This window comes from Salinicola socius (assembly GCF_001937195.1).
Classification (GTDB): Bacteria; Pseudomonadota; Gammaproteobacteria; order Pseudomonadales; family Halomonadaceae; genus Salinicola; species Salinicola socius.
Genome location: NZ_MSDO01000009.1, coordinates 193,829 through 206,294, shown reverse-complemented (window position 1 = coordinate 206,294; position 12,466 = coordinate 193,829). Strand labels below are relative to the sequence as shown.

Below are 12,466 nucleotides of genomic sequence, written 5' to 3'. Positions count from 1 at the left end.
AGACGTCGTTCATCGCCGTGGCTCGAGCCATCAGCCCCAAGGCGAGTTGAGGATCAGCAGCGACGCATTGAGATAGGCGGCGAAACTGACCCACACCAGATAGGGCACGAGCAATCCGGCAGCAGACCGGGAATGGCGCCAGAACGTCACGATCGTCCACACGATCAGCCCCCACATCAGCAACAGATCGAGCAAGCCGATCAGCATCCAGTGCGCCGCGAAGAACAGCCACGACCACAGACCGTTGGCGATCAGCTGCAGCACGAAAGGCGTCAACGCCCCCCGGCGCTCGTCGCGCGGCACGATCAGGGTGACCTTCCAGGCCGCCACCGCCATCATCAGATAGAGCAGCGTCCAGGCGGCAGGAAACAGCCAGTCAGGTGGCGTCAGCGGCGGTTTGGCGAGCGCGGCATACCACTCACCCGGCGGAGCCAGAATACCGCTGCTGGCGGCAATCGCCACCAGCAACAGCCACCCGAAGAAGAGTAAGATCGAACGATTCACGGCGCTTACCAGCTACCCGTATTTTCCATCGATGCCCAGGGCTCCTTGGGTTCGAGCGCGTCGCCTTTCTGCAGCAGCTCGATAGAGATGCCGTCCGGCGAACGGACGAAGGCCATGTGGCCATCCCGAGGAGGACGGTTGATGGTGACACCCCCCGCCTGCAGTTGTTCGCACAGCGCGTAGAGGTCGTCGACGCGATAGGCCAGGTGCCCGAAGTTGCGTCCGCCGGTATAGGTTTCCGGATCCCAGTTGTAGGTCAGTTCGACCATTGGCGACTGTTCGGCCTTGGCACGCGGCGTGTCGTTGGGCGTCGCCAGGAACACCAGAGTGAAACGCCCCTTCTCGCTCTCCTTGCGCGACACTTCCTGCAGACCCAGCAGATCGCAGTAGAAATGCAGAGAAGCGTCGAGGTCGGCGACGCGAACCATCGTGTGAAGGTATTCCATGGAAATCTTCCTGATTCGTCAGTGTGTTGAACCACTCTATGGTAGACCACGGCCACCGATCGGTGAATCAGGATTCAGCGATAGCCGATCGGCCACCGCGCAATGCAGACAGCAAAGCCGCCCGAGCTCGACAGTCTCGAACGGCGTGCTGGGCTGGCGGCCGAGGGTCGTCCGATCGATCAGAACCGCGATTCGACGTACTGAGCGATCGCCTGCCGGGCTTCCTTCAAGGATTGTTGCTTGCGCTCGTCGCCCATGTTCAGGCCTTCCGCATAGATCGTGTGTACCTCCTTGATGCCGATCAGTCCCAGCATGTGCTTGAGGTGCGGTGTCTGGGAATCCATGTCGGAGCCGGCATACATGCCGCCACGTGCTGCCAGGATCAGGCCGGACTTGCCTTCGAGCAACCCGACCGGGCCGTTCGCGGTGTACTGGAAAGTCTTGCCGGCGCGCAAGATGCGGTCGAACCAGGCCTTCAACTGGCTGGGAATCCCCAGGTTGTAAAGCGGCACGGCCAGCACCAGCACGTCATTGGCTTCGATTTCCGCCAGCAGCGCATCGGAATGCCGCGCCAGTTCTGTCTGCTCGGCACTGCGCTCGGCGGGGTCGGTCATCCAGCTCGTCATTTCCGCACCCGTAAGGTGTGGCAACGCCTGCTCGACCACATCGCGCTCGGTCAGCTCGACGTCATGCCCGGCCAGTGCCGCCTTGAAGGACTCCGCCAGCGCGCGGGACTGGCCGCCTTCGCCGAAAAGGGAGCTGGTAATGAGAAGAATGCGTTGTGTCATGAATATGCCTCCAATAGGGGGTGCCAATCGACCAGCATGCCGACGCTTGCCGGCTGATGTTGGACGCATTATTCATTGGCTTTTTTGAAATGAAAAACGCGAAAATTGGCACGAAGCATTCGATGATTTCGACTCATCACCCCAGCTATTCACTCTCACGAGGCCATCCACCCGCTCGAGGCCATCCATCCATTCGATGCCATCCACTCGCTGACTGGCGATTCAGTCACGGGCCTCGACCCCCTGACCGCAGCCGTGAAATTCGCGGCCACCGTAACGCAGCGTCACCTTGACCGGCCACGGCCTGCCGCTCATGTCGTCGAAGCAGGCGCCAGCGCGCAGATCGAGCTCCATGGGATATCGGCCGCTGTCGCTGACCAGCACCATGCCAGCATCACCGCCGTTGGTTACCGAGGCGACCCGATAATCGAAGGTGTCCTTGGCCTGGCCATAGTCGGATATCAGCGTCAACGAATGGCTGTTGCGATCGAGGGAGACGTTCCATCCGGGTTCGTTGCCACCGGCATAGAAGATGGTGTCGGGATGTTCCTGGCGCGTGGCCGTCTTGCGTTCACTGGCAAGGGTGCAGACCAGCCGACCGTTGTCGCTCTCGACACGCGCATCGCGTCCTTGGCGCCAGAACGATAGTCCGCCGAGCTCATAGCGAGAACCCGCCCCCACCACGGCACGAGGCAGCTCGGTTTCACCCAGTGCGGTCCATAGTCGCAACCGGCTATCGTCGGGCGTGGTCGTCACCAGATCCTGAGATGGCGTGCAGCGCCAGGCGGTGAAGGCATCGCCACCATCCGCAAAGAAGGCACTCGGCATCAGCGGTGATTTGAGCGCAGCCAGGCCTGACGACGGCGCGGTGGCGCTGCTCTGATGCTGACCACCACCGGCACAGCCCGCGAGCAGAAGCGCGCCGACCGACAGGGCCAACCAGCGAACCGATGAGGGATGACGATGAAGGGCGCGGCGGTCTCTGCCAGCCTGAGGCGCTTTGGACATGAGCAAGATTCCCGAAAGATGTCTGAACACGAATAGCCGTCACAAAAAATCGCCGGGAGCGATTTTTGACGTCGCGCAGCGACGGCCCGGACGGTGACCGCCAGGGATGGCAGGTCACAAAAAAGCGCCGCGAGATCGTCTCGCGGCGCAACGCTCAGCCTAACATGCCAGCGGTATTGGCGGGACCGATCACGCCCCGTTCACGCCGTTCGTCGCGCGGCACTCGCCTCACGCGTAGCGCTTGCGCAACTCGCGGGCGGCCTCGACCATGTTGGCCAATGCCGGTTCCACTTCTGCCCAACCGCGAGTCTTGAGACCGCAATCCGGGTTGACCCAGAGCCGTTCGGGGGGAATCTTTTCCGCCGCCTTGGCCATCAGATCGATCATCCAGGCGCGCTCGGGAATGTTCGGCGAATGAATGTCGTAGACGCCCGGTCCGATCTCGTTGGGATAATCGAAGTGCTGGAAGGCGTCCAGCAGCTCCATGTCGGAGCGCGACGTCTCGATGGTGATGACATCGGCATCCATCGCCGCGATGGCACCGATGATGTCGTTGAATTCGGCGTAGCACATGTGAGTGTGGATCTGGGTCTCGTCGGCTGCGACGGCAGCGCTCAGCTGAAAGCACTCCACCGCCCAGTCCAGATACGTCTGCCACTCGGCCTGACGTAGCGGCAGCCCTTCCCGCAGCGCCGGTTCGTCGATCTGAATGATCGCGATGCCGGCGCGCTCGAGATCGGCGACTTCGTCACGCAGCGCCAGCGCAATCTGGCGACAGGTCGTGGCACGCGGCTGATCGTCGCGCACGAAGGACCATTGCAGAATGGTCACCGGCCCCGTGAGCATGCCTTTCATCGGCTTGTCGGTTAGCGATTGGGCGTACTCGCTCCAACGCACCGTCATCGCGGCAGGACGCGTCACGTCACCGAAGATCACCGGCGGTTTGACACAGCGGGAACCGTAGCTCTGCACCCAGCCATTCTGGGTAAAGGCAAAACCGTCGAGCTGTTCGCCAAAGTACTCGACCATGTCGTTACGCTCGGCCTCGCCGTGTACCGGTACGTCGAGCCCGAGTTGGGCCTGGCGTTCGACCACCAGCGCGATCTCTTCCCGCATGCGCGCTTCGTAGTCGGCGACGTCGAGCTCGCCTCGCTTGAAGTCACGACGGGCCGTGCGGATCTCCTGCGTCTGCGGAAAGGAGCCGATCGAGGTCGTCGGGAACAGCGGCAAACCGAGCCGCTCCCGCTGCGCCACCGCCCGTGCGGTGTAGACGTTGCCACGACGCGTGTCGGCGGCACCGACCCTGGCCAGACGTTCGGCGACCTGAGGTTTGTGAATACGCTGAGATTCGCGCCGCGCGGCCAGGGCTCGACTGGCATCCTCCAGGCGCTGTCGGTCCGTCGCCGTCTCGGTGCCATCGAGCACGTGCGCCAGCGTCACGACCTCATCGAGCTTCTGGCGCGCGAATGCCAGCCAGCTCTTCAATTCGGGGTCCAGCCGGGTTTCGCTGGTCAGATCCACCGGCACGTGGAGCAGCGAGCAGCTAGGCGCGAGCCACAAACGATCGCCCAGGCGAGCCTTGGCATCTCTCAGCTCGGCGACAAGATGACTCAGGTCGGCCCGCCAGATATTGCGACCATCGACGGCTCCCAGAGAGAGCACCTTGTAGGGCGGCAGGCGATCGAGCACGGTCGCCAACTGCTGCGGTGCGCGCACCAGATCCACGTGCAGCCCCTCGACCGGCAGCGACAACGCCAGCCCCAGATTGTCGCCGAGTCCGCCGAAGTAGCTCGCCACCAGCAGTTTTACCGGAGCCGACTGCAGCTGGCTGTAGGCGGATTCAAACGCGCGCTGCCACGCGCTCGGCAGATCCTGCACCAGCGCCGGCTCGTCCAGCTGGACCCACTCCACGCCAGCGTCCGCAAGCCGGCTCAGGATCTGGCCGTAGGTCGACACCAGGTCGTCGAGCAGAGAAAGCCGGTCCAGGCCTTCGCTCTTGGACTTGGCCAGCCACAGCCAGGTGACCGGCCCGGTCAACGCCACCTTGACCGGATGCCCTGCCGCCTTCGCTTCGGCGACTTCCTCGAACAGCCGCTCGCTGGCGATGCGGAACGTCTGGCCCTCATACAGCTCCGGTACCAGGTAGTGGTAGTTGGTATCGAAATACTTGGTCATCTCGCAGGCGGCGGCCGGCTCACCACTGGGTGCCCGACCGCGTGCCATGCGAAAGCTGGTGTCCAGATCCACCTCACCGTCGACGCGCCCGAAACGGGGCGGCACGGCGCCGACCAGCACGGAAACGTTGAGCACCTGGTCATAGAACGCAAAGTCGCCCACCGTCACCACATCCAGGCCGGCATCGACCTGGTCCTGCCAATGCGCCTGGCGCAGACGCGCGCCTTCGTGCTCGAGACCCTCGCGGCCAAGCTCGCCCTTCCAGTACGCTTCGACAGCTTTCTTCAACTCACGACGCGCGCCGATACGCGGATAGCCCAGAGTGTGCACCAGGGTGGTCATGTGTAGGGTCTCTCAGGGTTAGCGGTTAGAATGAAGCAGATCATTGCCTGGCAGGCAGTCTCTCCGGCGACGCATCCTGAATCAAACGCGTTTATCTAATCCTCAACGTGAGCAACATTCATAGCATGCTCGAACTTCGTCATCTCCGCACGTTGATTGCCCTGCGCGACACCGGTTCACTGGTCGAGGCGGCGGAGCGCGTTCATCTGACCCAGTCGGCGTTGTCGCACCAGATCAAGGATCTCGAATCGCGGCTCGGCATGCCGCTGTTCACTCGCAAGACTCGCCCGGTATCGTTCACGCGCGCCGGGGAGCGCCTGCTGACGCTGGCCGAGCAGGTGCTGCCCCAACTGCGGTTGGCGGAACGGGATCTGGCTCGCCTGGCAGGCCACGAGCAGGGCCGCCTGCACATGGCGATCGAGTGCCACAGCTGCTTCCAGTGGCTGATGCCGACGGTCGATCATTTTCGCGATCACTGGCCCGAGGTCGAGGTCGATATCCCCAGCGGTCAGAACTTCGACCTGCTGCCCGGCCTCACCCGCGAGGTGCTTGACCTGGTCATCACCGACAACCCCGAGCCGCTGCCTGGCGTCCACTATGCGCCACTGTTTCGCTACGAAGGCCTGCTCGCCGTCTCCAAGCAGCACCCGCTGGCGACGCGCAGCTGGGTCGAGCCTTCCGATCTGGCTGCAGAAACGCTCATCGTCTATCCGGTGGAACATTCCCGACTGGACGTCTTCACGCAGTTTCTCGACCCGGCCAACGTGCGCCCGCAAGAGATCCGCAGCGCCGAACTCACGGTAATGATGATGCAGCTGGTGGCGAGTGGACGCGGCGTGTGTGCGCTGCCCAACTGGGCGCTGACGGAGTATCTGGAGCGGGACTACGTCAAGGCCCTGCCGCTGGGCAAGGAAGGCGTGTGGAGCACCCTCTATGCGGCAGTCCGTGAAGACAACCTCGAGCTTCCATGGATGGAGGACTTCATTCGCACCGCGAGGGATACCTCGTTTGCGGTACTGAGTGGCGTCAAGCCGGCCGGCACATCGGAAGACGCCTGATCGCTTGCGCACTGCAGCGCGCAAGCGCGACCACCCGATCATGGCGGGAGAGCGTCAAATCGTTTCTTCGTCGTCGAACGTCAGCGGCCGGATCGCCTCCCGACCATGTAGCGGCAACAGCAGGCTGAAGCGGGCGCCTCCCAGTTGTTCACTGCGATCGACCACGACATTACCGCCATGCCAGGCCATGATCTTCTGGACGATGGAGAGCCCCAGGCCGTAGCCACCCGAGCGCCGCGTGCGGCTGTCGTCCAGTCGCGCGAACGGCTTGAAGATGGCAATGCGTTTCTCTTCCGGCACGCCTGGCCCATCATCCTCGACATCGATACGCACGGCCCTGGGTTCTCGATGAACCGTCACCAGGACCTGCCTCTCGGCATGGCGGCAGGCGTTGGCGACGAGGTTCTGGACCGCACGTTGGAGGTAGCGTGGCTCCGCTTCCACTTCCAGCTCCTCGCCATCGGCGACGCCAAGCTCGAGATGGGGGTGCAGCGGGCTCAAGGTATCCAGTACTCGCCAGGCTACCGCGCGGCACTCGAGGGTTTCGGTCTGCAGCGTCACCCCCTGGGCATTCTCGCTGTCGAGCTTGGCGTAGGTGAGAATTTCATCGATCAGCCGATCGAGTTCGGCGATATCCTCGTCGATGCCCGCCAGCTGTCGCTGGGCAACATCGTCCTTGCTCAGATCTTCCAGCATCTGCACCGCGAAACGGATGCGCGCCACCGGCGTGCGAAGCTCATGGGAGACGGCACGAATCATCTCCTGCTGGCTACGCAGCAGCGACTGTACCTGCGCCGCCATGCCGTTGAGCGCCATTCCCAGGCGGCCGATGAAGTCGTTGCTGTCTACTCGCACTCTCGAGTTGAGATGACCTGCCGCGATTCGCGTGGCGGCGCGTTCGAGCCGGCCGACCCGGCCTTCGACACCCCATACGATGAGATAGATCGCCCCCGCCAGCGTCGTCAACACCATGATCAGCAAGGCCAGCGCCAGCGACAGAGGCATCGATTCGAAACTGGGCAGCGGGCCGATTCGCAACCAGCGGTCCGGCCCGACCCGGGCATGAATATAGAGCGCGCTCAGGCCCGTCTCCAGCCGCACCACCACCTCGCCCGCGTCCAGACGCGTGGCCTGGATGGGGTCGACCCCGGTAGGTGGCGAGGTGTAAAGACCGATCGGAATATGGAACTGTCGTTTGACACGTTCGAGCCGACGAGCCTGAATATCGTCCCGCTCACCGCTCAACCAGCTACGCAACACTTCGGTGATACCGCGAAGCTGCATCTCGTTGAGACTGTTGATGCGCGCGGCCAGCACCCAGGTGGAGTGCGGCAGCTGATAGAGGGATCGCCAGCCATCGTCGGTCGATTCGATCACCGGTCGATTTTCACGCAATCGAGCGCGCTCGAAGTAGTTCAGCGATAGGTCGTCGAGCTTGAACAACCCCAGTGGCATGCCCAGCGTCGACGCCATCGATGCCAGCCAGTCATCACGCTTTACCAGCGGCTGGCGGGAGACCAGGTCGGAAAGCAGCGCCAGCGGACCGCTGACGAGATTCTCCCGGTAATGTTCCTGGCGCACCTTGTCGACCATCAGAAAGCCGAACAGGACCAGTGCAAAGGTGATGACCAACGCCGCCAGCAGCGATACGTAGAATCGCAGGAAGGTGCTGTCGGTAAAGGAACGACGCATGTTGGATCTCGCGCGGCAATCCGCTTCGTGAATGGCTCGGAAGGTCAGAGTCGTCCGATGTCAGGCGGAGGCTGAATCCATCGATGAAGGATGGTCGAGTGAACCGGGCACCGTCAGAAGCCACGCCGGCCCCTCGTTGCCATGCTCTGAAGATATCGAGCGAGCACGTGGCGGATCAAGGGCCAACGACCGATGCCGTGATCGCGAAAGCCATCGCCAGTCTCGACAAGGACCCGAAGCTTCCGACAAGGACCCGTAGCTTCGGACAAAGGTCCAAAGCGCTCGGCGAAGGTGTCGAACCCGGCGACAAACGCCACCAGCGCCATCGACCGAAGCCAGCGACAGTGCCGATAAAACGACCTGCCAGGCGCGACTCGACATCGACGTCGCTTCGGCTCAGCTATCCCTCACGAACAGATACCCCTTGCTGCGCACGGTCTTGATACGATGAGGGTGATTGGGGTCGTCACCGATCTTGGGTCGAATGCGAGAAACCCGCACGTCGATGGAACGGTCCTGCCCATCGTACTTGATGCCACGCAGCTGGGAGAATATCTCCTCCCGCGTCAGCACCCGACCGGCGTTGTCGGCCAGCAACCAGAGCAGATCGAACTCGGCGCTGGTGAGGTCGATACGTGCTTCTTCCAGCCAGGCCTCGCGGGTGGCACTGTCGATGACCAGGTTGTCGAACGTCAGTCGTGTCGCTCCGCTGGTGGAGACCAGGCTATCGGCACGGCGCATCAGCGCACGCATGCGTGCCAGAAGCACCCGGGGCTGAACCGGCTTGGGCACGTAATCGTCGGCCCCCATCTCCAGGCCCAGAACCTGATCCATGTCGTCGGTGCGAGCCGTCAACATCAGAATGGGGCCGGCATAATGCGGGCGCGCCCGACGGCAGATCGACAACCCATCCTCACCGGGCAGCATCAGGTCGAGAATCACCATATCCGGCTGTTCCTCGACGATGCGTTCCACCCCGTGAGCGCCATCGTGCTCGAGCGAAACCTGAAAGCCATTGGCCTCCAGATACTCGCGGGTCAGATGCGCCAGGCGCTCGTCGTCTTCGATGATCAATACGCGATCTTGATGTGCAGTGCTGTCCAAGCTGTCATCCATCCCTTTGAGTTGGCCTCGAAACCCTGCATACCACGGTCCTGATTTATTATTGAGCGAATGACGGTATCAAGCGGCATCAAGTGCCAAGTCGATATTACTCACCATCACTGCCTTGATGTCTTCAAATACCATCACATTCAGCACCATGCCTGATGCCACGCCTGAGCAGAGCTCATGGCGAACTAACCTGCATCATACCCGAATTGTTCCTTTTGTAACCCAGTATCGCCCACAGGCTACGCAGTTAATGGGCAAATTCAGCCGAGGGAATGATCAGGCCGACCTCCGCGAGGAAAATCATCGGCGTTCAGAGCGGCACTTCAATCTCAATAAGCCAGTCGTCCATAAAGGTCATTGAAGGGACGCATCACATGGCGCCGGTAGGCGGGCCGGGACTCGAGCCGCCGGTACCATGCATCGACATTGGGCAGCGACGGTCTCGGGATCTCGAGTTCGAAATAGCGGTAGAGGGTGGTGCCAGCCGGAATATCCGCCAGCCCCAGAGTGTCGCCGCTCAGAAATGGCGCCCCCGACAGCTGGCTATCGAGCAGGCGATAGAGAGTATCGCAGCGAGCCAGGGAGCGCTCGATGGCGGCATCATCATGCTGATCGGCAGGCGTACGATAAAAACCCCAGAAAACGCCGCCGAAAAACGCAGGCTCCAGCTCGGAGAGCGACCAGTCGAGCCAGCGATCATTCCACGACTGCGCGCCAGGCGTCGCGCGTCGAAACCCGCCGTCGCCGTACTCAGCGGCCAGATAGCGCAAGATGGCATGGGTCTCCCAGACGGCGACATCACCATCCTGAATGACCGGAATTCGACCATTCGGGTTCAGGGCCAGAAACTCTTCGCTATCCAGGCCGCCCTCGTCACCGCCAGCGGGTCGGTGGGCATAATCGAGCCCCAGCTCATCCGCCAGCCACAGTACTTTCTGGACGTTATAGGAACTACGCCGTCCCCAGATAGTCAGCACGACTCGACTCTCCTGTCATTGAATTCAACGGCTCAGATCCACGTCCCTTGTCTGGCCTTTACCCAGCTCAATCTGCTTGATGATGATCGGACTGCGGGATTCGCCACCGGGAAGCAGCACGCTGCCGGCAACGTAGAACACGCCCGCCGGCACGTTCCTGACGACAAAGTAACCGTTATCATCGGTCTTGGCATAGTGGGTATATTCACGAGCGCGCGGGTCGGCCGGCTCTATCTTGCGACCCGAAAGCGCCACGTCGGCGGCTTCCGCCGCATAGCGCGTCGCCGGTGCCACGGAAACCGTCTCATCGGAACCGACCAGAGTCTCGCCGTTTGCCGTTCGATAGGTCAAACGTCCCTGAACCGCCGAGGTTCCGATTTTCTCGAGCCTGGCATATTCGTCCGCCGGGAAGGGAATCTGGCGTTTCACCACCGCCTCGTCGCTGTCGGAGCGATCGAAGATATCGGGCATCTGGAACGATCCCGTCGATAGGCTTTCACAGCCCGCCAACACCAGCATTGTCAGCACCAGCACGCTCAGCCGAAGATTTCCCGCCACCATCGTTTGTTCCCTCAAGGTTCACCGCTGACCATCAGCGGAAGCTCGTTATCCTGCCCGCCAATCGGGCAACAAGTTCGCAAGACGCTTCATCCGCGCGACGAATGCCGCTCCCACTCTCGAATAGGGCCGCGGGCACAGCGGCCAGGCTCGTCCCATCATGATTCCAATCACCGATCGGGCAGTCCCAGAATCATCTGGTCACCGCGTATCTGGATATCGAAGCGTCCCAGAAAGCTCATGCCCAGCAGCACGACATCGTCATCGATGCCGGCATGGATCGATCCCGGCACCTGCCGGGCCATGAGACCGCCCAGCCTGACGCTGTCGAGCGTCGTCAGCCGGCCTTTCACCCGGCCGTTGGCGGTCGCGAAGGTGACTTCCTGTCCGCGAGAAAGCCCCAGAGCGTCGGCGAGCGAGCGGGAAAGAGAGACGTAGGTGGCCCCGGTATCGATCAGAAACCTCACGCCATGGCCGTCGATTTCGCCCGGGGCGACGAAGTGTCCATCGACGTTGCGCACCAGCGTGACCGGAGTCTGCTCGGCGGCGACGATGCTGGCCAGTTCGGTATTGGGGTGGCGACGCTGCTGCTCGACGCCGCGAAACCACCAGCCCGCCAGCAACAGCAGCAGGACCCAGAACAGCACCATCATGCCGATGCCGGTTCGACGGACCGCGCGCGAGTCGTCACTCATCGCTGTCAGGGCATCGTTGCAGGCGAATCGCGCCACACCAGGGGGCGTCGGGTGAAAGCTCCCGGCCTCGCTGGGTCACGCGCAGGCATCCCTCGCGAGCCAGAACGCGGGCGCAGTCCCGTATGGGCGTCATCAACGCTCGCCAGTCATCGCCCTGCGACGATGATGTCGCCTTCGACTCCTGCGCTTCAGCGGCCAGCTCGCGCGCCACTTCGGAAGGACAGAAAGTCTTGTCGGGCCCGCGTGATCGAGCCATGGCCAGTATCGCACCACGCATCGCTTCATCATCTGGCGGCGTCATGCAGGTTCAGCGCAGATCCGGATTGAGGGTATAGGTCCCGGTAACGCTCGATTCGGCCAGCACGTGGCCCTTCATCGCCTCGCGGGCCTGCTCGCCGGTGAACTCGCCAGCCAGCTCCAGCGTGGGGATGTCCAGCGCGAACAGGCCGAAGGTGTAGCGATGAATGACGTCGTCGTTCCAGGGCGGGCAAGGCCCGTCGTAGCCGCCGTAGACACCCGCCATGTCGGGATCGCCGGCCAGAAACCCGGTGTAGCCGTTGATACCGCTGATGCCCTTGGCGGTCTGTCCCGGCGTCTTGCCCTTGGGCACCACGCCATCGGCCATTTCGCCCTCTTCGATCAGATTGATCTCGCGGGGAATGTCGATCAGAACCCAGTGATAGAAATCGACGCGCGGCAATTCCGCGGGCAGTGTCTTGCCCTCCTGGTTGACGTCGTCTGCCACGCCCGGCACGTCAGGGTCGGTCACCAGCAGCACGAAACTCTGTGTTCCCTGCGGTGCGTCCAGCCAACGCACTTCCGGATTACGGTTGTCGCTAAAGCGCATATGCTGCTCGGGATCAGGCACGGCAAACGCGAACGGCGCAGGGATCGGCTTGCCTTCCTCGATACCTTTGATGGTCAAACGCATGGATCACTCCTCGTCGATAACTGGAACGGGTGTTGCTGCCCTCCCGACGTCACGCCGTCGATGGTGCCTCCGGCATGCGCGTGCGCGAGATTTACGACAACCTTAGGTCTCCTGGCGGTTTTTGTCATGATCAAGCGACGACGGGAAACCGGGGGATCGACGATACGGCTGGCTCGATA

Annotated in this window: 13 protein-coding genes; 1 reads left to right on the top strand and 12 read right to left on the bottom strand. The window is 62.4% G+C overall.

What is annotated here, in order from left to right:
• Window positions 1-30: 30 nt before the first annotated feature.
• The 5 genes from BTW07_RS08060 to metE form a co-directional block, all read right to left on the bottom strand.
• Window positions 31-504, bottom strand: a complete 474-nt coding sequence (locus tag BTW07_RS08060; RefSeq protein ID WP_075569641.1) for a TspO/MBR family protein — start codon at window positions 502-504, stop codon at window positions 31-33.
• 5 nt (window positions 505-509) lie between these two features.
• Window positions 510-950, bottom strand: coding sequence for a VOC family protein (locus tag BTW07_RS08055; RefSeq protein WP_075569640.1), 441 nt, complete (start codon window positions 948-950; stop codon window positions 510-512).
• A 179-nt stretch (window positions 951-1,129) separates the two neighbouring features.
• Window positions 1,130-1,738, bottom strand: coding sequence for an FMN-dependent NADH-azoreductase (locus BTW07_RS08050; RefSeq protein WP_075569639.1), 609 nt, complete (start codon window positions 1,736-1,738; stop codon window positions 1,130-1,132).
• Window positions 1,739-1,960: 222 nt separating this feature from the next.
• Complete coding sequence (locus BTW07_RS08045; RefSeq protein ID WP_075569638.1) at window positions 1,961-2,746, bottom strand: COG3650 family protein; 786 nt, start codon at window positions 2,744-2,746, stop codon at window positions 1,961-1,963.
• Window positions 2,747-2,974: 228 nt separating this feature from the next.
• The gene (gene metE, locus BTW07_RS08040) at window positions 2,975-5,263 is read right to left on the bottom strand and encodes a 5-methyltetrahydropteroyltriglutamate--homocysteine S-methyltransferase (protein WP_075569637.1); all 2,289 of its coding nucleotides are present in this window, start codon (window positions 5,261-5,263) and stop codon (window positions 2,975-2,977) included.
• 125 nt (window positions 5,264-5,388) lie between these two features.
• Between metE and BTW07_RS08035 the strand changes: the two genes are divergently transcribed.
• Complete coding sequence (locus BTW07_RS08035) at window positions 5,389-6,321, top strand: LysR family transcriptional regulator (protein ID WP_075569636.1); 933 nt, start codon at window positions 5,389-5,391, stop codon at window positions 6,319-6,321.
• A gap of 54 nt (window positions 6,322-6,375) precedes the next feature.
• Here the strand turns inward: BTW07_RS08035 and BTW07_RS08030 are convergent, their stop codons facing one another.
• From BTW07_RS08030 to BTW07_RS08000, 7 genes are all read right to left on the bottom strand, one after another.
• Window positions 6,376-8,013 (bottom strand): ATP-binding protein, encoded by a 1,638-nt coding sequence (locus BTW07_RS08030; protein WP_075569635.1) that lies wholly within the window; start codon window positions 8,011-8,013, stop codon window positions 6,376-6,378.
• A 396-nt stretch (window positions 8,014-8,409) separates the two neighbouring features.
• Window positions 8,410-9,129, bottom strand: coding sequence for a winged helix-turn-helix domain-containing protein (locus tag BTW07_RS08025; RefSeq protein ID WP_075569634.1), 720 nt, complete (start codon window positions 9,127-9,129; stop codon window positions 8,410-8,412).
• 326 nt (window positions 9,130-9,455) lie between these two features.
• On the bottom strand, window positions 9,456-10,103 hold the full coding sequence (locus BTW07_RS08020; RefSeq protein ID WP_075569633.1) for a glutathione S-transferase family protein: 648 nt from the start codon (window positions 10,101-10,103) through the stop codon (window positions 9,456-9,458).
• A 24-nt stretch (window positions 10,104-10,127) separates the two neighbouring features.
• Window positions 10,128-10,664: a carboxypeptidase-like regulatory domain-containing protein gene (locus BTW07_RS08015; protein WP_075569632.1), complete on the bottom strand. Its 537-nt coding sequence runs from the start codon at window positions 10,662-10,664 to the stop codon at window positions 10,128-10,130.
• A gap of 167 nt (window positions 10,665-10,831) precedes the next feature.
• Window positions 10,832-11,356, bottom strand: a complete 525-nt coding sequence (locus BTW07_RS08010; RefSeq protein WP_075569631.1) for a retropepsin-like aspartic protease family protein — start codon at window positions 11,354-11,356, stop codon at window positions 10,832-10,834.
• Window positions 11,349-11,657 carry a DUF3253 domain-containing protein gene (locus tag BTW07_RS08005; protein ID WP_075569630.1) on the bottom strand — a complete coding sequence of 103 codons (309 nt, stop codon included), beginning with the start codon at window positions 11,655-11,657 and terminating at the stop codon, window positions 11,349-11,351. The genes BTW07_RS08010 and BTW07_RS08005 overlap by 8 nt, the downstream gene beginning before the upstream one ends.
• Window positions 11,658-11,663: 6 nt before the next feature.
• Complete coding sequence (locus BTW07_RS08000) at window positions 11,664-12,287, bottom strand: YbhB/YbcL family Raf kinase inhibitor-like protein (RefSeq protein WP_075569629.1); 624 nt, start codon at window positions 12,285-12,287, stop codon at window positions 11,664-11,666.
• Between the last annotated feature and the right edge of the window lie 179 nt (window positions 12,288-12,466).

Bases quoted from the DNA above. Each gene is read 5' to 3' on its own strand.
- metE (WP_075569637.1), bottom strand. From the start codon at position 5,263: ATGACCACCCTGGTGCACACTCTGGGCTATCCGCGTATCGGCGCGCGT.
- BTW07_RS08025 (WP_075569634.1), bottom strand. From the start codon at position 9,129: ATGGATGACAGCTTGGACAGCACTGCACATCAAGATCGCGTATTGATC.
- BTW07_RS08055 (WP_075569640.1), bottom strand. From the start codon at position 950: ATGGAATACCTTCACACGATGGTTCGCGTCGCCGACCTCGACGCTTCT.
- BTW07_RS08035 (WP_075569636.1), top strand. From the start codon at position 5,389: ATGCTCGAACTTCGTCATCTCCGCACGTTGATTGCCCTGCGCGACACC.
- BTW07_RS08030 (WP_075569635.1), bottom strand. From the start codon at position 8,013: ATGCGTCGTTCCTTTACCGACAGCACCTTCCTGCGATTCTACGTATCG.
- BTW07_RS08000 (WP_075569629.1), bottom strand. From the start codon at position 12,287: ATGCGTTTGACCATCAAAGGTATCGAGGAAGGCAAGCCGATCCCTGCG.
- BTW07_RS08010 (WP_075569631.1), bottom strand. From the start codon at position 11,356: ATGAGTGACGACTCGCGCGCGGTCCGTCGAACCGGCATCGGCATGATG.
- BTW07_RS08045 (WP_075569638.1), bottom strand. From the start codon at position 2,746: ATGTCCAAAGCGCCTCAGGCTGGCAGAGACCGCCGCGCCCTTCATCGT.
- BTW07_RS08005 (WP_075569630.1), bottom strand. From the start codon at position 11,657: ATGACGCCGCCAGATGATGAAGCGATGCGTGGTGCGATACTGGCCATG.
- BTW07_RS08015 (WP_075569632.1), bottom strand. From the start codon at position 10,664: ATGGTGGCGGGAAATCTTCGGCTGAGCGTGCTGGTGCTGACAATGCTG.
- BTW07_RS08050 (WP_075569639.1), bottom strand. From the start codon at position 1,738: ATGACACAACGCATTCTTCTCATTACCAGCTCCCTTTTCGGCGAAGGC.